General features: G+C 37.7%; 22 protein-coding genes and 2 riboswitches. Of the genes, 7 read left to right on the top strand and 15 right to left on the bottom strand.

What is annotated here, in order from left to right; translation table 11 throughout:
• Window positions 1-51 precede the first annotated feature (51 nt).
• Window positions 52-495 carry a YfmQ family protein gene (locus tag ACMX9J_RS23680; protein WP_028414332.1) on the top strand — a complete coding sequence of 148 codons (444 nt, stop codon included), beginning with the start codon at window positions 52-54 and terminating at the stop codon, window positions 493-495.
• Between the two features lie 142 nt (window positions 496-637).
• Complete coding sequence (locus tag ACMX9J_RS23675) at window positions 638-1939, top strand: CitMHS family transporter (protein WP_416226270.1); 1302 nt, start codon at window positions 638-640, stop codon at window positions 1937-1939.
• A 314-nt stretch (window positions 1940-2253) separates the two neighbouring features.
• Here ACMX9J_RS23675 and ACMX9J_RS23670 read toward each other — a convergent pair whose 3' ends face one another.
• The 5 genes from ACMX9J_RS23670 to ACMX9J_RS23650 form a co-directional block, all read right to left on the bottom strand.
• On the bottom strand, window positions 2254-2781 hold the full coding sequence (locus ACMX9J_RS23670) for a GNAT family N-acetyltransferase (RefSeq protein ID WP_416226269.1): 528 nt from the start codon (window positions 2779-2781) through the stop codon (window positions 2254-2256).
• A gap of 69 nt (window positions 2782-2850) precedes the next feature.
• Window positions 2851-4392, bottom strand: coding sequence for a nickel ABC transporter substrate-binding protein (nikA, locus tag ACMX9J_RS23665; protein ID WP_416226268.1), 1542 nt, complete (start codon window positions 4390-4392; stop codon window positions 2851-2853).
• A 144-nt stretch (window positions 4393-4536) separates the two neighbouring features.
• A riboswitch (cobalamin riboswitch) is annotated at window positions 4537-4727 on the bottom strand.
• Window positions 4728-4729: 2 nt separating this feature from the next.
• Complete coding sequence (gene ftsZ / locus ACMX9J_RS23660) at window positions 4730-5734, bottom strand: cell division protein FtsZ (RefSeq protein WP_014461739.1); 1005 nt, start codon at window positions 5732-5734, stop codon at window positions 4730-4732.
• 359 nt (window positions 5735-6093) lie between these two features.
• Window positions 6094-6483: a tautomerase family protein gene (locus ACMX9J_RS23655; protein ID WP_028414336.1), complete on the bottom strand. Its 390-nt coding sequence runs from the start codon at window positions 6481-6483 to the stop codon at window positions 6094-6096.
• Between the two features lie 167 nt (window positions 6484-6650).
• Window positions 6651-6809 (bottom strand): hypothetical protein, encoded by a 159-nt coding sequence (locus ACMX9J_RS23650; protein ID WP_013081614.1) that lies wholly within the window; start codon window positions 6807-6809, stop codon window positions 6651-6653.
• A 260-nt stretch (window positions 6810-7069) separates the two neighbouring features.
• Between ACMX9J_RS23650 and ACMX9J_RS23645 the strand changes: the two genes are divergently transcribed.
• Window positions 7070-8023, top strand: a complete 954-nt coding sequence (locus ACMX9J_RS23645; RefSeq protein ID WP_098112827.1) for a TRM11 family SAM-dependent methyltransferase — start codon at window positions 7070-7072, stop codon at window positions 8021-8023.
• A gap of 37 nt (window positions 8024-8060) precedes the next feature.
• On the opposite strand, the gene rluF is transcribed toward ACMX9J_RS23645, so the two are convergent.
• The gene (gene rluF, locus ACMX9J_RS23640; RefSeq protein ID WP_014461744.1) at window positions 8061-8777 is read right to left on the bottom strand and encodes a 23S rRNA pseudouridine(2604) synthase RluF; all 717 of its coding nucleotides are present in this window, start codon (window positions 8775-8777) and stop codon (window positions 8061-8063) included.
• A gap of 276 nt (window positions 8778-9053) precedes the next feature.
• Here rluF and ACMX9J_RS23635 point away from each other — a divergent pair, with 276 nt between their 5' ends.
• Window positions 9054-9587, top strand: coding sequence for an MFS transporter (locus ACMX9J_RS23635; protein ID WP_258524428.1), 534 nt, complete (start codon window positions 9054-9056; stop codon window positions 9585-9587).
• Window positions 9588-9643: 56 nt separating this feature from the next.
• On the opposite strand, the gene ACMX9J_RS23630 is transcribed toward ACMX9J_RS23635, so the two are convergent.
• From ACMX9J_RS23630 to ACMX9J_RS23615, 4 genes are all read right to left on the bottom strand, one after another.
• Window positions 9644-9991 carry a hypothetical protein gene (locus tag ACMX9J_RS23630; RefSeq protein WP_028414339.1) on the bottom strand — a complete coding sequence of 116 codons (348 nt, stop codon included), beginning with the start codon at window positions 9989-9991 and terminating at the stop codon, window positions 9644-9646.
• Window positions 9992-10018: 27 nt separating this feature from the next.
• Complete coding sequence (locus ACMX9J_RS23625) at window positions 10019-10264, bottom strand: hypothetical protein (protein ID WP_034268084.1); 246 nt, start codon at window positions 10262-10264, stop codon at window positions 10019-10021.
• Window positions 10265-10333: 69 nt separating this feature from the next.
• Entirely contained in the window at window positions 10334-10783 is a 450-nt protein-coding gene (locus ACMX9J_RS23620) for a hypothetical protein (RefSeq protein WP_028414341.1), read from the bottom strand.
• A gap of 435 nt (window positions 10784-11218) precedes the next feature.
• The gene (locus ACMX9J_RS23615; RefSeq protein WP_028414342.1) at window positions 11219-11707 is read right to left on the bottom strand and encodes a QueT transporter family protein; all 489 of its coding nucleotides are present in this window, start codon (window positions 11705-11707) and stop codon (window positions 11219-11221) included.
• Between the two features lie 9 nt (window positions 11708-11716).
• Window positions 11717-11761, bottom strand: a riboswitch (PreQ1 riboswitch).
• Window positions 11762-11956: 195 nt separating this feature from the next.
• On the opposite strand from ACMX9J_RS23615, the gene ACMX9J_RS23610 reads away from it, so the two are divergent.
• From ACMX9J_RS23610 to ACMX9J_RS23600, 3 genes are all read left to right on the top strand, one after another.
• Complete coding sequence (locus ACMX9J_RS23610) at window positions 11957-12367, top strand: Lrp/AsnC family transcriptional regulator (protein WP_034268087.1); 411 nt, start codon at window positions 11957-11959, stop codon at window positions 12365-12367.
• A 383-nt stretch (window positions 12368-12750) separates the two neighbouring features.
• Complete coding sequence (locus tag ACMX9J_RS23605; protein ID WP_028414344.1) at window positions 12751-13617, top strand: YitT family protein; 867 nt, start codon at window positions 12751-12753, stop codon at window positions 13615-13617.
• 349 nt (window positions 13618-13966) lie between these two features.
• Window positions 13967-14185 (top strand): hypothetical protein, encoded by a 219-nt coding sequence (locus ACMX9J_RS23600; protein ID WP_013055227.1) that lies wholly within the window; start codon window positions 13967-13969, stop codon window positions 14183-14185.
• A 243-nt stretch (window positions 14186-14428) separates the two neighbouring features.
• Here the strand turns inward: ACMX9J_RS23600 and ACMX9J_RS23595 are convergent, their stop codons facing one another.
• From ACMX9J_RS23595 to ACMX9J_RS23575, 5 genes are all read right to left on the bottom strand, one after another.
• Window positions 14429-15217 carry a 5-deoxy-glucuronate isomerase gene (locus tag ACMX9J_RS23595; RefSeq protein WP_034268093.1) on the bottom strand — a complete coding sequence of 263 codons (789 nt, stop codon included), beginning with the start codon at window positions 15215-15217 and terminating at the stop codon, window positions 14429-14431.
• Between the two features lie 134 nt (window positions 15218-15351).
• On the bottom strand, window positions 15352-16377 hold the full coding sequence (locus tag ACMX9J_RS23590) for a LacI family DNA-binding transcriptional regulator (RefSeq protein ID WP_033580685.1): 1026 nt from the start codon (window positions 16375-16377) through the stop codon (window positions 15352-15354).
• Between the two features lie 60 nt (window positions 16378-16437).
• Complete coding sequence (gene iolE / locus ACMX9J_RS23585; protein WP_028414347.1) at window positions 16438-17334, bottom strand: myo-inosose-2 dehydratase; 897 nt, start codon at window positions 17332-17334, stop codon at window positions 16438-16440.
• A gap of 84 nt (window positions 17335-17418) precedes the next feature.
• Complete coding sequence (gene iolD / locus ACMX9J_RS23580; RefSeq protein ID WP_034268096.1) at window positions 17419-19353, bottom strand: 3D-(3,5/4)-trihydroxycyclohexane-1,2-dione acylhydrolase (decyclizing); 1935 nt, start codon at window positions 19351-19353, stop codon at window positions 17419-17421.
• Between the two features lie 112 nt (window positions 19354-19465).
• On the bottom strand, window positions 19466-20923 hold the full coding sequence (locus ACMX9J_RS23575) for a CoA-acylating methylmalonate-semialdehyde dehydrogenase (protein WP_154992373.1): 1458 nt from the start codon (window positions 20921-20923) through the stop codon (window positions 19466-19468).
• Between the last annotated feature and the right edge of the window lie 26 nt (window positions 20924-20949).

Below are 20949 nucleotides of genomic sequence, written 5' to 3'. Positions count from 1 at the left end.
GTGGTAAAATAAGTATGTAATCTTATTTAATTTAAGCGGAGATGATTAACTATGACATGGATTGTATTACTTTCCATCATTCTTGTAAGTGCACTCAAAATATTAATAACGTGTCTTCCAACTCCAGTGGTCAAATGGCTTATGACTAAATTTCAGTTACACCCAACACTTGATGATCAAAACGCTACTGTCACAGTTGATGGGAAACATTTAGAAGGCAAAGACAAAATGCAAGTGATTGATTATTTTAATAAAGCAACATTTTTAAAACAATATTATGTCCATGAAGGAAATAAGGACTATTATAAACACCTAGAAGACAGTGAAACTCCACTTGTTATCGATACGAAAAAAGGGAAAAACGATGTTCGACTATGCGTATACAGCTATCATGATCATGTCGACGTCGTGAAACAATACAAAAAGAAGATTATCGCCTACAGCCTGCTGTCTGATCACCTTCAAAAGCAGTCCATAACAGCTGACCTAGCTTAAACCAGTCGCCTACAAGGCGGCTTTTTTAGTTTTTAGTTTTAGTTTGAAGTTACCTTATTTAAAAATACCAAACTTTAACATTAATTCTAATGCTATAATATAAATTAATAGAATTTTCTAATTTTTTAAGAGGTGATGGATAATGCTTTCTTTGTTAGGGTTTGGAATGATTGCGACTTTTCTATTTCTTGTCATTAGTAAACGCTTGTCCGTGGTTGTTGCTTTTATTTTTGTCGCTATCCTCTTTGGTGTAATTGGAGGTTTTAGTGCTGATATGGGCGATATGATGATGAATGGTATTTTAAAAGTAGCTCCTACGGCCATTATGATCGTTTTTGCCATTTTATATTTTGGACTAATGATTGACGTCGGTTTATTTGATCCTATGATTTCTCGTATCCTAAACATTGTGAAAGGCGATCCCTTAAAAGTCGTAATGGCAACTGCCGTTATTACAATGCTTGTTGGCTTGGACGGAGACGGCTCTTCTACATTTTTAATTACAGTTTCCGCCTTGCTCCCTTTGTACACAAAACTGGGAATGAACCGACTAATACTGGCTTGTGTTATTAGTTTAAGCGCAGGTGTTATGAATATGATTCCTTGGGGAGGTCCTCTCGTAAGAGCCGCAGCAAGTTTACAATTAGAAGTATCAGATCTATTTACCCCTCTTATTCCAGCTATGGCAGCGGGATTGATGTGGACTTTATTTTCAGCATACTTACTCGGAAAGAGAGAAAAAGCGCGCTTAGGAACCATTCATTTAAAAGGTGCATCAATGGCTTTTGCTGAACAGCTTTCAGTTCATGAAATCCCTGGGAAGCCACCTAGACTCTTTTGGTTTAATGCCTTATTGACACTGTGCTTAATGACTTTCTTGATCATAGACATACTTCCTATTCCAATTTTATTTGCTATTGCTTTTGCCATTGCTTTATTTGTTAATTTTCCTCATCCAAAAGAACAGCAGGAAAGAATCTTAAGTCATGCAAACAGCTTTGTAATGGTTAGTACATTGGTTTTTGCAGCCGGAATTTTTACAGGCGTTTTTACGGAAACAAAAATGATGGATGCCATGGCAAATACTATTGTCAGCCTAACTCCTGAATGGCTGGGCTCTCACCTTCCCTTAGTTGTAGCAATAACGAGCCTTCCTCTTAGCTTTGTATTTTCACCTGATGCTTATTACTTTGGCATTTTACCTGTTATTAGCCATACAGCAGCTAATTTTGGTGTAGACCCTGTAGAGATAGGACGAGCAGCTTTATTGGGACATTCCACAACTGGGTTTCCTCTATCTCCTTTAGTACCCGCTACTTTCATTCTGATTGGGCTGGTTGAAGTAGATTTCGGCGAGCATCAAAAGTTTCTTTTCAAGTGGGCCTTTGGGACAACTATTATCATGACAATTACAGCCATTTTAACGAACGCTGTTTCCCTTTAGACTTCTACTATAAAAAAAGGAAGCCGACTACCATAAGGCAATCGGCTCACACATGTAGGATATTGATTTAACACTAACAAAGTACAACACAACAGTAGTAATTATATAATATATTTCATTATTTTGAAAGCGATTTCATATATATTTTTAAAAATATTTTGTTACTTGTTTTTTATAGAAAAGAACCACGTTTCAGCCAATTCGAAACGTGGTTCTTTTCTGTAAGGACTTGCCCTACAGGCTATAAATGTAAGTTACGTTCATTATAGCATGAGCCCATATACAGATTCCATGGTAATTACTGTATGATCTCGTTACTTTACGACTCGTTGTATTTTTCTGTCCATGTGCAGCGTATTCCATGGTTCGTCCTGTTCAGCTAGCCTTTTGATAAAGCCTTGTGAAGCCCAAAAAGGAATAGCGCCAGGTAAGAAAGGATGAGTATGCAGATACAGCGTGTCATAAAAATGACTTTGGGCAAATTGTTCAACTGCTTTTAACAGCTGCTGTCCAATGCCTAGACGCCGGTACGCTGGATCGACATAGCATTTTACAATCTCAGCTGCAGTTCTATGTTCATATCGCTCTTTTAATGCATGAAACCGTCCATCGTAAGCGTATAAACCAATGGTTCCAATTACTTGTTGATTTTCCGTAACAGCTGCAAAAAAAGCAGCGTCTTTCGCTTGAACGTAATGTTCATTAAAATGAAGCAAATCCACAGGAAGCTGATTTTTTTCCAGCATAGGAAATAGCTCATTCCGCATATTCATGACAAACTGAATCACTTCAGCATCCTTTTCTTTTACTTCTTTAATTTGATACATTTGTACTTCTTGCACGTTTACTGTCACATCCTTTTAGCGATCATTGTATACTTTTTCTTTTCTCTGCTTATGCTGCAATGTTAACTACGGCGTTACGTCTAAGTGCTGAGTCAGCATATAATACTCGCTTGGATTTGTTGTCCAGTTTTTCACTTTTTGATTATAAGCAACAACAATGTTTGGATGTACAATCGATGACGTCAGCATTTTTCTATTAATCAAAGCGGTTGCTTGTTTGGCTAACTGATCTCGTTTTGCGTCATCTACTGTTGAATTTAACTGTTCTATCATTTTTGTTAGCGTATCATCATTAATCCGGCTGGCATTTAAACCACCGCCGGGCAAATAGTTCGTACTTAAATAATAGCTGGCATCTCCTCTAGGTGCTGTGATAAGGCTGTACAATGCTAAATCCCAATCATCTTTTGCCATTACATATTCATCGCTATCTTCAACTAGGTGAATCTTAATAGTAATTCCTAACTCTTTGGCATTAGACTGTATAAGCTGAGCAATTAAAGGCAGTTCTGGCAAAGAACTGTATGTGACAAGAGAGAGCGATAGTGGCTTTCCATTTTTGATTGCTTTGTCATTTTTGATTTGATAGCCTGCTTTCTCTAAATATTTTTTAGCAGATGTCATACCTCTTTGCTCATTAGCAGTACTATCAGCAAAAGGAAATTGGGGTAAAAATGGACCTCCAGCCGCTGCCGCTTGATTGTTCATGATGCTGCTAACAATTTCTTTTCGGTTCAATAAGGTATCGATAGCTTTTCTTACATTTTCGTCTTTTAATGCGTCATTAGTTTGATTGTAAAGCAATAAATGGGTGCGCACACTAGGTACTCCACTTACTTTAAAAGACGGATCTGTTTGTAAAGTGCCCAAGCTTTCTAAAGGCGGGCGATAAATAATATCGGCTGTTCCAGATTGAAGAGCAGCAACTCGCGCATTAGCATCTTCGTTAAATCCAAAGATCGCACTTTTCAATTTCACTTTTCCACCCCAATAATTTTCATATCTTTCTAATTTTACTTGATTTCCTTGATCAAAAGACAAGACGCGAAATGGACCCGTACCAATGGGCTTCTTAGCTATATTAGAAGCATCAACATCTATAATAGCTGTATTTGGATGCACTAATTCAGAAGGAAATTTAGGCATTGTTTCTTTTAATGTAATTGTCAGCGCATGACTGTTCGCTTTCATTTCTTTAATATTTAAAGCGTTTTTCATCGCATAACTTTGGTCTATCGTTCTTTGAAGAGAAGACTTAACGGCATTTGCATCCAGCGCTTTTCCATTTTGAAACGTGATGTTCTTTCTTATCATAAATGTCCATGTAAGGCCGTTATCTTTCGTTTCCCACTTTTCAGCAAGCCAAGGCTTTATTTTTAAATCGTCGTTGATTTTAACAAGCGTCTCCCCTACTCCCCCACGAACTGCTGTATAATTATCGTCCGTATGAGGATCAAGCGTTGCAGATGTAAAATTAAATAAAAACGTCACACTTTTATCCGTTTTCTTTCTTTCTTTTATACTTACGCTCTCTTCATTAGGAGCGCAAGCAGTGAGGCAAAGTAACACGAGAAATATCATAGATACAAGTTTTTTATTATTTATCATTCATTTTTCCACCTTCTATTTTAATACACAAAAAAAAGCACTTCTAAAAAGAAGTGCTTGCCTTCACAACAAATTCAGATAAACGTATCCCTTGTTTATCGTATTTTTGATTCTGCCAAAACACCTCCCTATCCTCGTAGGTTATTGTGTGCTGCGATTTATGGCAGGTCTCCTGGCTTCAAGTCATTGCCTTATACCGCCTTCCCGTCTCTAAATAGACAGTGGCTTTTTGACATAAGGCTCCTTGTTACAGTGGCGGGACCGCTCCGGATTTTCACCGGATTCCCTTTTAAGGCAATTGAAAAACAATTGCCACCATAAAAGCTGGTTATTTAATTTAGTAGCGTGCTCTTGAAACTCTAGAAGTGGAAGCTGATGGTGAAATATCTTCATCATCAAATCCAGTGGCAATAACGGTTACCATCATTTCGTCCTTTAAATCTTCATTAATCACAGATCCAAAAATCATATTTAAGTCCTGATCAGAAGCGGACGTGACAATATCTGCTGCTTCCTGTACTTCGTAAAGACTCAGGCTGCTGCCGCTCGTAATGTTCAGCAGCACGCCTCTTGCTCCATCAATCGATGCATCTAGCAGCGGACTAGAAATCGCTTTTTTCGCTGCTTCAATTGCTCGATCTGATCCCGAAGCTCGTCCGATACCCATAAGCGCAAATCCTTGATTAGACATAATTGTTTTTACATCAGCAAAGTCAAGGTTAATCAGCCCCGGAACAGCGATTAAATCTGAAATACCTTGAATACCTTGGCGAAGAACATTATCTGCTTCACGGAATGCTTCAAGCATAGGTGTCTTTTTATCAACGATTTCAAGCAAGCGGTCGTTTGGAATGACAATAAGGGTATCTACCGATTCATTCATCGCAGTAATACCGCCTACTGCTTGCTTGGTACGTTTATTTCCTTCAAACTTGAAAGGGCGAGTAACTACTCCAATTGTTAAAGCATTTAGTTCACGGGCAATTTGGGCAATAACCGGAGCTGCTCCAGTACCAGTGCCTCCCCCCATGCCAGCTGTTACGAATACCATATCTGCGCCTTGCAGTACTTCTTGAATTTGCTCTCTGCTTTCTTCTGCAGCTTCTCTTCCTACTTCTGGATTAGCTCCTGCACCTAATCCTCGCGTTAATGCCGCACCAATCTGCATTTTCACATCTGCTTTAGATAAATTAAGCGCCTGAGCATCCGTATTAACGGCGATAAATTCTACCCCTTGTACACCATGTTCAATCATACGGTTAACGGTGTTATTTCCTCCACCGCCGACTCCAATTACTTTAATTCGCACTAATGGCGATACATCTGCATCAAATCCAAACATTCTAAGTTCCTCCTCAATGATCAAAATTACTTTCTCTTATTATCCGAAAAAACACGTGAAGAACCTTTTACTCCTATGTTTAACGCGTAACTGTTCTTTTGTTTTACAGATTTTATACATTTCTCTTTTAACCTTTAAATCTTTACATCTTTATGTAAAATTATTGTTGTTCTGAAGTTAGTACGCCGAACTCTTTTTTGGTTTTCCCACTCAAAACGGCATATAAGCTTATTGTATCATTCATTTGACAGATGTCTGTATTTAATTTTGAGTAAGATGTGACTAAGAGAATAATATTTTTATAGACAAAATGAGAAAAAGCCCTTAGAAATAAGGGCTTCTCTAGATAATAAACCATTTTATAATTTCCCAGTTAAGAATTGAGCTTCTCCCATACCAAAGCTCCAGTCAGCATTACCGTTTTCAACAATTGAAATCATAATGTCGCTTGGCTGAATTCCGCAGCTTTCTCCCAGCTCTTTTACAATTAATTTGTAAAGAGCTTGTTTTTGCTCTTCTGTTCGCTGTTTGCTCGTCACACTTATAATAACCAAATCCTTGCTTCTTTCAAAGCCAAGACCTGTATCTTCAATAATCATTTCATGAGCAGGATGCTGATGTACAATTTGATAACGATCGCGTTCTGGGACGCCAAAGGCTTCTAGCATCGCTCGATGAGTAGCGTCTAGTAATGTTTTTAACTCTTTTTCGTCTCTTCCTTCTATTACATCAAATCTAAGTAATGGCATACTAAGTAACCTCCAGCTTTTTGTCTAATGTATTATTGCTTTATCATATCACAACTATCATTTGTAAAAAAAAGATATGCTATTCACAATGTGCTCTCTAGTGAAAGAGACCTCAAACTCTTCAATAAAAGCTGAACCTAATAAAAAGAAATGAGCAGCATAACGGCTCATTTCATTAGTACAAAAATATTTATAATAAGAGCTAAAATACATACAGATACAATGGCAATGAGTACGTTCATCACAAGGTTTTGCGAGGATGTTTTAGCTTGTTTTTTCATATCAGCCCGACTCATCTGTTGCTTTTCATGATCACTTTTAGACATCACGTAGCCTCTCCTATTCATCAAAATGTCAGCAGTGTATAAATGATTTTTGAGAAACCTTGATCCAGTTCTTTTGTATAAACAGCAGCACATGCAGGTTACCATCAGTTATTTTAGCATGTTTTGTCAAATAAGTGGACTATGTAGCGCTTCAATTTAGTATTCACAGCCAAATATATTTAAATTCGTTGCTTTTCTCTTCTTTTCTCGCTATTGTTTGAGAAGAAGGATAATTAGATACGATAAAGGATGATACGATATTGAATAACCATACGCAGCTGCCTCAGTATATCTACACATACGCATGCAGCGAAGAGGAACTCTCACTATGTCAATTAGAGAGACGCTCTCTTTTTGAAATTGAAACTGAGAAACCTATCATAAAAAGCGCCGTTAAACTTGATCCAAGCAGAAGCCCTTTTATCAAAGAGCGATTAGATATTATGTATGAATCAGATGACCTTGCAGATATTTGCAAACAAGTAGAAGATATTGACCTTGGAAATCAAACATTTAAACTCATTTTTATGAAAATTAATGACTTGGAAAAAGATCAAAAAATAAGCTATAAAGGTCAGCGTGCGATTGAACGTGATGTGGGTTGGCATTTTGTAGCAGAAGCAGACTTGCATAACCCTGACCATTTGTTTGGAATTGTTCCATTTGAAGGACGCTGGTATTTTGGAAAATATCAAAAAAGCGAAGCTGTATGGCTGCATCATTTGAAGAAACCGCGTGAATACTCTACGGCACTCAGTACCCGCCTTGCAAGAGCTGTAGCTAACATTGCCGTTCCAAAGCCTGAAGGAATCAAAGCGATTGATCCATGCTGTGGTATTGGTACAGTCCTCGTAGAAGCTCTTTCAATGGGCATTGATATTGTAGGACGCGATATCAACCCACTTGTGACCGACGGATCTCGTGAAAATATTGCGCATTTCGGCTTAAAGGGTGATGTCAAAACCGGACCGATTTCGGATGTTACCACTCACTATGACGTAGCGATCATCGACATGCCTTACAATCTCTACACCCACGCGACGCCTGAAGATCAGCTTTCTATTTTAAAACACGCTCGCCGCTTTGCGGATAAAGTAGTCGTGATTACAGTAGACACGATTGACCATATGATTCATGAAGCTGGCTTTTCTATTTCAGATCGCTGCGTAGCGCGCAAAAGCGTATTTTCTAGACAAGTAGTTGTATGCGAATAAAAAAAGACACCAGTCTAACAGGCTGGTGTCTTTTGATTTACCACTCTTTAGGTTCATAGTCTAATTCTTTGAATAGCTGCGTACGCTCTTTTTTCGTTAAATCTCTCCATTGCCCAACAGGCAAGTTGTTTAAGTGAATATTCATAATACGCGTACGCTGAAGTCGGTATACTTCATATCCGAGCACTTCACACATACGGCGAATTTGACGATTTAAGCCCTGTGTTAAAATAATTTGAAACTCGTACTTAGACAGCTGTGTCACTTTACAAGGAAGCGTTTTTGTACCTAAAATTTTTACTCCCTCAGACATGTTTTTGATAAACTCGGGTGTAATCGGCTTATCTACTGCAACAATATATTCTTTTTCATGCTTGTTTTCTGCACGTAAAATTTCGTTAATAATATCGCCGTCATTTGTAAGTAAAATTAAGCCGTCTGAATCCTTATCTAGTCGTCCGACATGATGAATACGCAAAGGGTGATTGACTAAGTCAATGATGTTTCCCTTTACTTTTTTCTCACTCGTACTTGTAATGCCGACTGGTTTATTAAGTGCAATATATACATTATTTCGAGCAATCCGAAGCTGTTGGCCACTTACTCGAATATCATCGCCAGGCTTAACTTGATCTCCGATTTTTGCAACCTTTCCATTAACGGTTACTCTTCCTTCACTAATTAACTTATCTGCCCCGCGTCTTGACGCTTTGCCAGATTCGCTAATAAATTTATTCAGTCTCAGGTGAATCACAACCTTACATTTAAAAATTTTAAAATTTGTCTCTTCTATTAGAAACCGATATGTGTCAATTTCTATACCGTCCCTATCGTAACATGCTATACGCTTCTCGTCTTCTTTTAATTTCATTACTTGACTATATTTTTTTAACAGCAATAGAAGTATAGATCCAAAATACTTTGTAATCTTATTCTTAACATTTCAAGCAATGCTTACACCTGTCAAACTAACGTCAATCTCCACTTCTATGCAAGACCTAAACGTCTAGATTGACTGATCAGTATAGAGTTGCTACCATCAGGTTTTCTTATGCTTCCAGGAGGAGTAACGCTGGCTCTAACAGCTATGGTCGGAGGAAGTTTGTTTGATAAAATTGGATTTAAACCGCTGCTTTTAACAAGTTTAATTCTTTTAACGTTTATTTTAAGTTTGTTCACTACCATTTCAAGAGAAACAACTACGATGACTGCAGCTATTTTATACGCTGCCTTTACAATTGGCGTAGATTTAAGCATAGGACCCGTAATGACGCTTGCTTTAAATCAAGTACCTAAACCTCTTCACGCTCACGGTTCAGCCATTTCAAATACGATTAACCAAGTTTCAGGCGCGATTGGACCAGCTTTGTATACAAGTATTATGACTATGGCTTCTCAGCACTTTATTCAACAATCAAATAAAGCGAATAAAACGCTGTTACAAATAAAAAGTATGACAAGCGGGGTCCATACCGTCTATTATGTAGCCATCGCTTTCGCTATCGTTTCGTTCCTGCTCGCTCTTACGTTAAAGAAAAAAGACCAGCAGCTGGAGACGCAATAAATAAGAAACTAACAAGAGCTGCTCAAGTCATGAGCAGCTCTTGTTACATGCCGAATTTATATTACAAATGTAAAAGCAATCATAGATACTATGAAAGCAAGAATAATAATACCTCTCTTTTTTTCTGTTTTCCATGCTTCAATAGCGCCCGCGATACCACCAATGACTAAAATAAAAGTACCTATAATGTGCAGAGGCAGCAGCGATAATACTCTACCTAAACTCGCCATCACTCCTCCAATCAATATAAAGCCTGTTGTTATAATCGATTTTAATGATGTTAAGTCTCGTATAGCTTCTTGTTTTTCAGTCTTACTCAGTTTAAAGTACTCTATTATACTAAAAGCAGCGGGTGTTCCCCATAAAATAAAGAAGCTAACTAATCTATCCGTGTCTACATTCACTGTTTATTCACCACCGCTATTAGTTTCTTATACACTTTTCCTAACCCATTTTTTAGAGATAAAAAAAGCGGCTGTAGCTGCTACAGCGGGAAGGATAAAAGCAAAGCTACCAGAATAACTGCCAAACGTTACTTTACTTGATAATCCTTCGATTGAGCTCCACATAGTCGAACTTTCTGGAACATATAAGAGCGTAAGAATCATTCCTGATAGCAGTTGAAAGCTACCCAAGAAAACGATGAAACTAATGATAAATAGTCCATATCTCTTCAATAAAATCTCCCCCTTGATTTATATACGATTTCACGCTTCATAAGTTCCATCATTTAACAAATCCATGTATTATTCTCGCTTCAAAGATCCTCCAAAAGAAAATTGATGGTAGTCATCGATCTTATTCCAATATCCTATGCACTTTACGTCAGGCTCATCAATAGCTAACGCTTCTTTATTAATTCCTTTATAAGGAAGAAATGCAGTCAACTTTACCTTTTGTTTTGGCTTAATATTTAACTTATTGCCTTCTGCTAACACCTTAAATTTATTTTCAGAATAACCGTTTTTTATTTTTAGTGGATACGATAAAAATACGTCGTTTTGTTTGATGGTCAAATCGCTCTTGTTTACGAATTCCAATTCATACGAAATCCCTTGCTTCATCTTTTGTTCTTTGATGACGTTAATATGGATCTTTTCTAGTTCTCTTAAAGGAACGTTGTCTTCTTCTTTTGAACACCCGGCAAATAAGATAGCTAACACTAATAAAACAAGAATTCCTAACTTTCTATTCAAAAAATAATCCCCTCTCTCGTAACAAAGATTATTTTACAATTATAACTCAAAAAAGTTATTTAATGGTAAAAATACACAATTAAAAAAGCAAACCTTGTCGGTCTGCTTTTTTAATTGCTACGCATAGGTAATGTGTTGTTGTGCGAAAAATTTTTCGATAAGGAGTTTGCCAACTATATGTATATCGTAACAAAAGAAAAAAGAACGCGCTGTGAGATTTGTCACTTCTTCTTTCAAAATAATCTAATTGAATACTCGCTATTGCGTTACGCAAAAAGAGCAGAACGCAATAGCGACCTGCTCTTTTTACATGCTAGATATGGGTAATTTGTCCATGCGTGAAAAGCTCTTCAATAATAAGGGGTTTATCACTACACTTATAGAATAACAAAGAAAAAAAGATGCGGCTGTGAGATTTATCACAGCCACATCTTTTTATCCAACTAGCTTATTAAATTGTACACGTTTATTAATTGCCGCCATAATTGGTGCTCCAACAAGCATAACCACAAACTCACCAACAGCTGTTGTTAACCATGTAAAGAAAAATGGTAAATCAAATGCTAGGTGCAGTTCAAACGCAATAATAAACATCGTAAACGTAAACACAAGTGTATTAATAAGCATACGAGCCCACATATTTTTAATGTAGCGCATAGAAAAAATGGTAATGAGTAATGATAGTACAGATTGTCCTACCCCAAACACCAGATCATAAGCGACCATTGGTGAAAAAAACAAATTCGTCAGAAATACCCCTAGTACAATGCCGTACACGTACTTTTTATTAAATACAATCAAATGATTGAACATTTCTGATATACGAAATTGGATATTGGTGAAGCCAAACGGCTGAATTAACATGCTAACAGCAATATACATAGCTGCTAAAAGACCGTTGACGCAAAGTGTTCTTATATTCATCTTACTATTCTCTCCTTAGTTTTTTAACGTGGGATGGTTACGAACCACGTAAACACTCAAAGAATCATACAGCAAGCTTAAGCTTTCGTCAATCTAGCTGTTTGCAAACTACTGCTGCTTTCATGTCTTCCATATTGACTGCTCTTTTTTCTTACTTTTCTTTAGTATAAAATAGAAGACGTATCCGTATACATAGGTGACATAAAGTAGTTAACCCTTTTGATTTGAAATACGAAAGGATTTGTAGCGATGTTAGATAATACAGATAAGCGCATACTAGAAGAGCTATCAAAAAATGGACGTATGAAGATGAAAGAATTAGGAGAAAAAGTGCATTTAACCGGACAAGCCGCTTCTGCTAGAGTATTAAAGTTAGAAGATGAAGGCATTATCAAAGGCTATACAATTAACATTGATGAACGAAAACTTGGCTACACCGTCCATGCATTTTTAAATATCTATACGCAGAGCATTCATCACCACCCCTACCTTACATTTGTAGAAAATCAGAAGAAGTACGTTATCAACAACTTTAAAATTAGCGGCGATGGCTGCTACTTACTAGAATGCAAATTTCATTCAAATGAAGAACTAAATGATTTTTTGACAGAGCTAAATCAGCATGTGAATTACAAACTTTCAATCGTCATTAAAAAATAAATTTTTTTAAAAAATAAAGGTATATTAATTTATGAAAATGGTAATCCTAATAACGTATTCCCCCTATTCCAATAAATTTGAAAATCCTTTGCGCCGTCGCAAAGGATTCTTTTTTTATGTAGGAAACCGCCTTCTATTTTTTGAAAAGTTGAACATCTCTCATAGCGTTGACATAGCGGTCAGAGGTTTATATAATCGGTGACATCGAAGCATAGAAAAGCAGACTCAAGACATTATACACGTATCGTAATTCTTCGTCTTAGAAGTTGATCAGTTTTATAACTAGACAATTTCTAAGACGTTTTTTATTTTATCATTTGTGAAACACTAGTAAAAACAAGATTCCACGTGAAAATATCCTAATGATCAGGGAGGTTTGCATATTGAAAACAATCTATAAAGACATCATTTTAATTATTGCCGGAGCGCTTTTAGTTGCTGCATCCATTGATTTTTTCGTCATTCCAAATAAATTAGGTGACGGAAGTACGGTTGGTATTGCTCTTGTTTTATATTATTTATTTCATATCCCTACAAGTATCAGCACATTTCTTGTGAACCTTGTATTCATTGCCTTAGCTTATAAATTTCTAACTAAAAAAACCATTCTCTATACGATTCTAGGAGCTGTCATGACGTCCGTTTTCTTAGGTCTGGTCAGCTATATTCCTTTTCACGTTCACGACATGATTTTAGGAATTGTATTCGGGGCTTTACTAATGGGAACAGGACTGGCACTCATTTTTATCGCGGATGGATCTACCGGCGGCACAACTCTTTTAGCTTATTTATTAAACTACACAAAAGGCTACAATATCTCGAAAAGCATGTTCTACATGGACAGCGTCATTATTTTAGCATCGGTTTTTGCTATTGGCGTCAACAATACCCTCTATACTTTTATATTCGTCTATCTTTGTGCTAAAATCGTCGATGTTGTTATCGAAGGTTTCCACAACAAAAAAGCAATGACGATTATGTCTGATCAGTACAAAGACATTGCGCAAGTTATCACCAGTGAATTTGGAAATGCAGCTACCATCTTTTACGGATATGGCTACTACGCCAACAAAGATAAACGCATTATCTACGTTGTTATTAAAAAGAACGAGTTATTAAAAATTAAAAAGAAAATCCAGCAAATTGACCCGAATTCTTTTATTGTCATCCACGAAGTAAAAGAAGTTGTCGGCGGAAAATTTGGATTTATCGGCAATTCGCCTCATGAAACAAAAGCCGCTGCTAAATAAAAAAATCCACCAAGAGGTGGATTTTTTTATGAAAAAACCGTTAAGAAAAACGAAAAGATCCCTGCTAAAAAGTAAACTGACCCTAACGCAATTGCTCCTGTAACGACCGTAAATACACTTAATCCGATAGCCACCTTCATTTTCATCCACATCCCTTTTTAGATTAGTAGTATAAGTATGTCCAAGAATAGAAGATTTATAACTATGCCACCCTATTTATTTCATATATCGATGCAACAATTGTCTATTCAATGTGTTCTAAAACCACCCCTGGCGGCATAATGTATAGGAAGGATTTCATATACACATCTTTGTATCACACATATCATATGAAATTAGGTGAGATAAAATGGTGGCTGTCCACTTTTTTGAAAACAGAAAGCTTCTATTAAGCCAGCTGAGGGAAAACATTCCTTCTACGGGTGATGATTTAAAGATTAAGGGACGAAAAGGAACCGTCGTGCTTGTGAATGACATCGATGAAAAAAATGTTCACGTGGAAGTTGCTTTAGAAAAAGTAGTGAAAAAGAACTTAGCGTTAGATAATGCTAAAAAGAAAAGGAGATAAGCGGCTACGCTTATCTCCTTTTTTTGATTGACATACGATCTCTTGCTTCTGTTTAGAAAAAAAAGAGACTCCTAAAAAAGGAATCTGCCAAAAAGAGCGATATCATCGCCTGAATATTAATACAAGCTATACTTTAACATATAAAAACATATTTTACAAAAATAAACTATTATTTTACGCATAATTATTTTTTTATTCGAGGCTTTTCAACATTTGAAACCCATTTCGTATAAAGAGTTTTATTTATTTTTCAGGCCAAATTTTTGCATCCGGCTCTAATAACCACTTATGCTCTTCTTCCATAATACGGTCTGTCCATGGATTATTGTCAAGATGGCGAATCATCCAGCAGAAGTACATCGCATAGCCGGGAGCCGTTGCTTGAGGATGATCTAATTCACCTGGAATTGTAATAAAACTATTATCAACTACACGGTATGCATCTTCTCCAACCATTGCACAGCCAAATCCTTGCGGCTTGTCAAAACGATAGTAATATACTTCAGGCTGATCATGATGATGAGGCGGATAGCTCGACCATCTTCCTGGATAAGAAATAACTTCTCCAATAACAAGGTTAGAATAAGGAGCGTTATTATAATCAAAGATTGTCCGAATGACACGCTGAGCGGTACCTTCCCATACTCCTTCACCAGCTACTGTATTTTGACAGTCTTCAGGCGTATATAATTTTGATGAAAATTCTTTTTCATTATCCGTTTTTTGAACTAGTACTTCACTATTGGCAAGCGCGGTAATTTTAACCTCCACATTTTTCGAAACGTGCAAACACCAAGGCTCTTCTTCAAAAAGAGACTCACGCTGAATTTCTTTCGAATGTCCTTCCCACTCTAGCTTTACCTTTCCTTCTAGTAAAAGAATAGCCGTTTCATTGCTGCTGTCTAGTAAAGTTTCCTCTTTTCCTTGAGACATATTATAAATCCCAATATCCATCAGCATATCTTTGTGCTGACCGGCCATTTCTGTAAGTACGTTGTATCCTTTATTTAATTCACCTAATTTACCTAGCATGTTTAACTTCCTCCTTTATGTAGTAGCACAATCAGAATTTACTAATCACTCATTTTTTCTTCATAGACTTTATACATTCTTTTGAATATGTGACTGTGAAGAGTTTTTATTAACAGCAATACTCTTGATTGTATTCAATTATTTGCAGATGCTGTGGCGTTTCTTCGTAACGGAGCCGTCGATTTCCGGACAATCAATTTCGGCTCAAGAAGTAAATGTTCTTTATGCATCGTTGAGTATTCCATTTCTCTAACCAGCAAATCCACTACGTTTACAGCCATTTCTTTTGTCGGTTGTGCTACCGTCGTCAACATGGGCGTGATGGTAGTAGAAAGGACGGTATTATCAAAGCCAATCACTGATAAGTCATTCGGCACATCAATGTTGAATTCTTTTGCCGCTTGTATGACGCCAATAGCCAGTAAATCGTTACAAGCAAAAATAGCCGTCACTTTCTCCTTCATTAAAAAAATTTGCTTAGCACTTTCATATCCTTTTTGAATACTTGCTTCGGTCGTAATAACGTGCTGAGGTAACACAGTGATTCCATTTTCTTGCATGGCATCTCGAAAAGCATCTAAACGGGCGTGATTACTTTTTGCATTTTCTGTAATAATCGCAATTTTTTTATGATGCAAAGATAGCAAATAATCAGTCGCCAAATAGCTTCCCTTATAGTCATCCACTGTCACTGTATTAACAGATATGTGAGGGATTTCTGAAGCAATAACGCTAATGGGTATATCTTGCTTCAGCATATTTTTTAAAAGATTAGCATTGCGAAAAGCAGATGCTACAATTAAACCGTCGATTCTCTGACGAATTAACAGCGATAGATATTTTTTCTCTTTTTCCGCATCGTTATCGGTATTACACATTACAACATGGAAACCTCGCTCATGACTTCGGTCTTCTATGCTTCTTGCCAAATCGGCAAAAAAAGGGTTGGAGATGTCGGGTACGAGAAGCCCAATCGTTTTAGTAGGCTTTCCTGTTAAAGCAGATGCTACGACGCTTGGATGGTAATTCAACTGCCCCATAACCTCAATTACTTTTTGTCTTGTTCTTTCACTAATGTGACCGGTTTGATTGATAACTTTTGATACGGTGGAAATTGATACACCTGCTTCTTCAGCCACACTATAGATGGTTGGCTTCATTTCATCTCCTCCTTTCCTTTCATAAACATATAAAAGGCGTAAAACCTTTTACAATAGAAATTAAAGACCGCTTTTTTCTTTAATAAAGTTTCTTGCTTTTAACGCATATTCAAAAGGATTAGCAAGCGCTGGATCCTGTTCTGCTTCTACGACAAACCAGCCGTTATAATCAGAAGCGGCCAGCGTAGTAAATACTTCATCAAATTCAATAACTCCGTCGCCTGGAACAGTAAAGGCTCCTTCTTTTACCGCTTGCAAGAAGCTCAGGTCTTGTTGTTTGACTCGATCAACTACTTCTTGGCGAATATCTTTTAAATGAACATGCTTAATACGATGAAGATATTTTTTTAAGATATAAAGAGGTTCTTCGCCTGAAAAAACAAGATGACCGGTATCAAATAGGAGCGAAACAAGCTCTGGATTGGTAAGCTCCATTAGCTGCTCAATTTCTTCTGTTGTTTGGACGCCTGTTCCCATGTGATGATGATAGACAATATGCATATCTTTCTCTCTTGCTAGTTTCCCAAGATAGTGCAGGCCTTCTATAAGGCTGCTCCACTCTGTTGGCGTGAACACGGGCTTTTCTTTGAATAAAGGTACATCCATCATCCCTTGAATGCTGTGTCCTTGTTCAGATACAACAATTACTTTTGCTCCCATTTCGTATAAAAAATCGCGATGTTCAATAAATGGCGTCACCGTTTCTTCCAGCGGCTTTGTCGTTAAAAATGTACTAAACCATGCGCTTGCAATTTCTAAATTCCGAAGTGATAATGCCTTCCTTAAGATCGAAACATTTCGCGGATATTTGTTTCCTACCTCACTTCCTTTAAAACCGGTTAAAGCCATCTCACTGATACACTGTTCAAATGTATTTTCAGCTCCTAGTTCAGGCATGTCATCATTTGTCCAAGCGATTGGAGCAATCCCCAGTTTGACCGTGTTTTCCTTGAACATGTCTTCCTCTCCCCTATATCAAATTGAAAACGCTATTATATTCACCGAATGTTTCCCCTCAACATCGGCCATTTCTCTTGCTTGTTAATAGCCTCTGGCCATTTCAAGATTTTTCACTTTATCCTTATAGGCTTCTTGTACATGGTAATTTTCAGATACCTCTGCTACTCCTACATGCCACCACGATTCATAACCGTTTGTCATAGTTTTGGGTAGCACTTTAATATCAATTAATGTAGAAGTCTCTTGTTTTTGTGCATCTTCCATTGCCGTTTTTAGTTCTTCAAGAGAGCTTACACGATATGTTTTTACACCGTAGCCTGCGGCGCTGGCTGCAAAATCAATTTTCATCACGTTTCCGTTTAATTTTCCTGTTTCATCGTTTCGATAGCGAAACTCTGTTCCAAAACTCCCCATTCCATTTGACATTTGAAGATTATTAATACATCCAAATCCGGAGTTATCAAACAGTAAAATATTTATCTTTTTTCTTTCTTGAAGGCTTGTAATGAGCTCTGAATGCAGCATTTGATAGCTTCCATCTCCAACCATCGCATACACTTCTTTAGCTGGTTCAGCCAGCTTAACTCCAAGTGCACCTGATACTTCATATCCCATACATGAATATCCATATTCCATATGATAGGTATTGGGTTTATTAGACTTCCACATTCTCTGTAAGTCACCTGGAAGACTTCCAGCTGCACCAACAATGACGGAGTTGTCATCAAGGAGCTTATTCACCTCTCCAATTACTTCTGTTTGCGTTAATTGAGTACCAAGTGATTCTGCATATTCAGCTAAGCTTTCATCTAAATGACCTTTTATTTCTGGAATAAAATCTGCCCCTGTAAAACGTATGCTATGTAGACGCTCTAATTCTGCTTCCCATGCGTCTTTTGCACTTGCAATTTCTGTCGTGTAACCAGACTGATAGCCAATTGACATGAGCTCTTTCCTAAGAGCAAACAACCCTTCTTTTGCATCAGCTACAAGCTTCACGGCATCCAGTTTATTTGCATGAAATTCAGACGTGTTAATAGTAAGAAATTGCACGTCGGGATGTTGAAAAAGCTGTTTAGATGCTGTTGTAAAATCAGTAAATCGAGTGCCTACTCCAATTACTAAATCCGCATCTTTAGCGATTGTATTAGCAGCTGAGTTTCCTGTTACACCTATTCCGCCAAGATTATAGCGATAGTCGCTTTCAACGGCACTTTTCCCAGCTTGAGTTTCTCCAAATGGAATATGGAACTCACTAGCAAATTGTTTTAACTCTTTTGCAGCTTCTGAATACCGAACGCCTCCTCCGCAAATGATGATTGGCTTTTTCTTTGTTTTTATTGCTTGAATTGCATCTGCTAGACTGTCCCTAGTCGGAAGGCGACGCTCAATGCGGTGAACGCGCTTTTGGAAGAAATAAGCTGGAAAGTCCCATGCTTCTCCCTGCACATCTTGAGGCAAACAAATAGTTACAGCTCCCGTATCTGCAGGATTCGTTAACACACGTATCGCATTAATCATAGCTGTCATCAATTGTTCAGGGCGGCTTACGCGATCCCAGTACTTACTCACTGGACGGAAAGCATCGTTTGTAGAAATAGATAAATCATATGACTGTTCAATTTGCTGCAAAACAGGATCAGGCTGTCTAGTTGCAAATACATCGCCGGGAAGCAACAAAACTGGAATGTTATTAGCTGAAGCTGTTGCTGCCGTTGTAACCATATTTGCCGAACCTGGTCCTACTGAAGATGTGCAAGCCATAATCTGCTTTCGATGTTTTTGTTTTGCAAAAGCCATCGCTGCATTGGCCATTCCTTGTTCATTACGTCCTTGATATACATCTAGATTTCCTGGGTCTTCTTCCAAAGCTTGCCCAAGACCTACTACATTTCCGTGCCCGAAAATTGTAAAAATCCCTTTAATAAACTGATGCTGCTTTCCATCAAATTCAACATACTGCTGATTTAAAAACTTCACTAATGCTTGTGCCGTCGTCATTCTAACTGTTTCCATGCTTCTTTCTCCCTTCTAATACTAGATTGCGATTTTAAAAAAGGAAGCATAAGGAATATCTTTAATTCCTGATACCTCCTTTTAAAATGGAATGCGATTTTTAATGAATCACTTACCAGCGCGTTGTTACCATTTTCTTTCTTGTATAAAACTCCACGCCGTCCGTACCATTTGCATGAAGATCACCGTAAAAAGAATCTTTCCAGCCAGAGAATGGGAAGAATGCCATAGGTGCCGGTACCCCTACATTTACTCCTAACATACCAGATTCAATATTTTCACGGAACTCACGTACGCTGGCGCCGCTATCTGTATAAATACAAGCACCGTTTGCAAATCGAGAGTTATTAGCTACTTCAATAGCTTCTTCTAATGTTTTCACACGTACAATAGACAGCACAGGTGCAAAAATTTCATCTTGCCAAATTTTCATTTCTTGCGTAACATGATCAAAAATCGTTGGTCCGACAAAGTAGCCCTTGCCATTTACTGCTGCATCTGTGCGACCGTCACGAATAAGCTCCGCTCCTTCTTGCACGCCTGATTCAATATAGCTGAGCGTACGCTCTTTATGATTTTCACGAATGACTGGTCCTAAGAAGACGTTTTCTTCTAAGCCGTCGCCAATTACAATATCATTTGCTTCCTCTACTAATCTTTCAATTAGCTGATCCGCAATTTCTTCTTGTACAGTAACAACAGATGCTGCCATACAGCGTTCACCTGCTGAACCAAAAGCGGCTCCGATAATTTGTTTTGTTGCTACGTTCAAATCTGCATCATTTAATACAATTGAATGGTTTTTAGCACCGGCTAAAGCTTGAACACGCTTTAAGTTTTCCGTACCTTTTTTGTACACGTACTCAGCTACAGGCTGGGAACCTACAAACGAAATAGCTTTCACTAATTTATGTTCAAGAAAACCGTTTACCACATCATGCGCGCCGTTTACAATATTTAATACACCTTTTGGCAAACCAGCTTCTTCAAACAGCTCAGCTAATCTTGCAGCTAACAGCGGCGTACGCTCAGAAGGCTTTAACACAAATGTATTGCCGCAAGCGATCGCAAGCGGGAACATCCAGCAAGGAACCATCATTGGAAAATTGAACGGTGTAATTCCTCCAATGACGCCAATTGGATAGCGGTACATGCCAGACTCAATATCTGTTGCAATATCAGGAAGCTGTTTCCCCATCATTAACGTAGGAGCTCCTGCCGCGAATTCTACGCATTCAATTCCACGCTGCACTTCACCTCGCGCTTCGTTAAAGCTTTTTCCGTTTTCAACTGTCACTAACTTTGCTAATTCATCCCAGTTATCTACTAATAGCTGCTGATACTTGAATAAAATTCGTGCACGTTTAGGCACAGCTGTTTTTGCCCACCCTTTGAACGCTTCATTTGCTGCTTGCACCGCTTGATCTACGTCTTCTTTTGTAGAAAGAGGTACCTGTGCGATTAATTCACCTGTTGCTGGGTTATACACAGGTTCCGTTTTTGATGCAGCTGATTCAATCCATTGTCCACCAATATAGTTTTTTACTGTTTTTACTGCTGTTTGCGTCATAGAATATCTCTCCCTTTATCTGATTT

The sequence above is a fragment of the Priestia sp. RMT2NF4 genome (assembly GCF_047872835.1).
GTDB lineage: Bacteria > Bacillota > Bacilli > Bacillales > Bacillaceae_H > Priestia > Priestia zanthoxyli.
Note: the sequence above shows the minus strand (reverse complement) of the source record. Positions and strands in the feature narration are given on the sequence as shown.

Coding starts and splice junctions, on each gene's coding strand:
- ACMX9J_RS23600 (WP_013055227.1), top strand. CDS start 13,967: ATGGTGGCTGTCCACTTTTTTGAAAACAGAAAGCTTCTATTAAGCCAG.
- ACMX9J_RS23590 (WP_033580685.1), bottom strand. CDS start 16,377: ATGAAGCCAACCATCTATAGTGTGGCTGAAGAAGCAGGTGTATCAATT.
- ftsZ (WP_014461739.1), bottom strand. CDS start 5,734: ATGTTTGGATTTGATGCAGATGTATCGCCATTAGTGCGAATTAAAGTA.
- ACMX9J_RS23650 (WP_013081614.1), bottom strand. CDS start 6,809: ATGTCTAAAAGTGATCATGAAAAGCAACAGATGAGTCGGGCTGATATG.
- ACMX9J_RS23610 (WP_034268087.1), top strand. CDS start 11,957: ATGTTAGATAATACAGATAAGCGCATACTAGAAGAGCTATCAAAAAAT.
- ACMX9J_RS23615 (WP_028414342.1), bottom strand. CDS start 11,707: ATGAATATAAGAACACTTTGCGTCAACGGTCTTTTAGCAGCTATGTAT.
- iolD (WP_034268096.1), bottom strand. CDS start 19,353: ATGGAAACAGTTAGAATGACGACGGCACAAGCATTAGTGAAGTTTTTA.
- ACMX9J_RS23575 (WP_154992373.1), bottom strand. CDS start 20,923: ATGACGCAAACAGCAGTAAAAACAGTAAAAAACTATATTGGTGGACAA.
- ACMX9J_RS23675 (WP_416226270.1), top strand. CDS start 638: ATGCTTTCTTTGTTAGGGTTTGGAATGATTGCGACTTTTCTATTTCTT.
- ACMX9J_RS23680 (WP_028414332.1), top strand. CDS start 52: ATGACATGGATTGTATTACTTTCCATCATTCTTGTAAGTGCACTCAAA.
- ACMX9J_RS23595 (WP_034268093.1), bottom strand. CDS start 15,217: ATGCTAGGTAAATTAGGTGAATTAAATAAAGGATACAACGTACTTACA.
- ACMX9J_RS23655 (WP_028414336.1), bottom strand. CDS start 6,483: ATGCCATTACTTAGATTTGATGTAATAGAAGGAAGAGACGAAAAAGAG.
- iolE (WP_028414347.1), bottom strand. CDS start 17,334: ATGTTCAAGGAAAACACGGTCAAACTGGGGATTGCTCCAATCGCTTGG.
- nikA (WP_416226268.1), bottom strand. CDS start 4,392: ATGATAAATAATAAAAAACTTGTATCTATGATATTTCTCGTGTTACTT.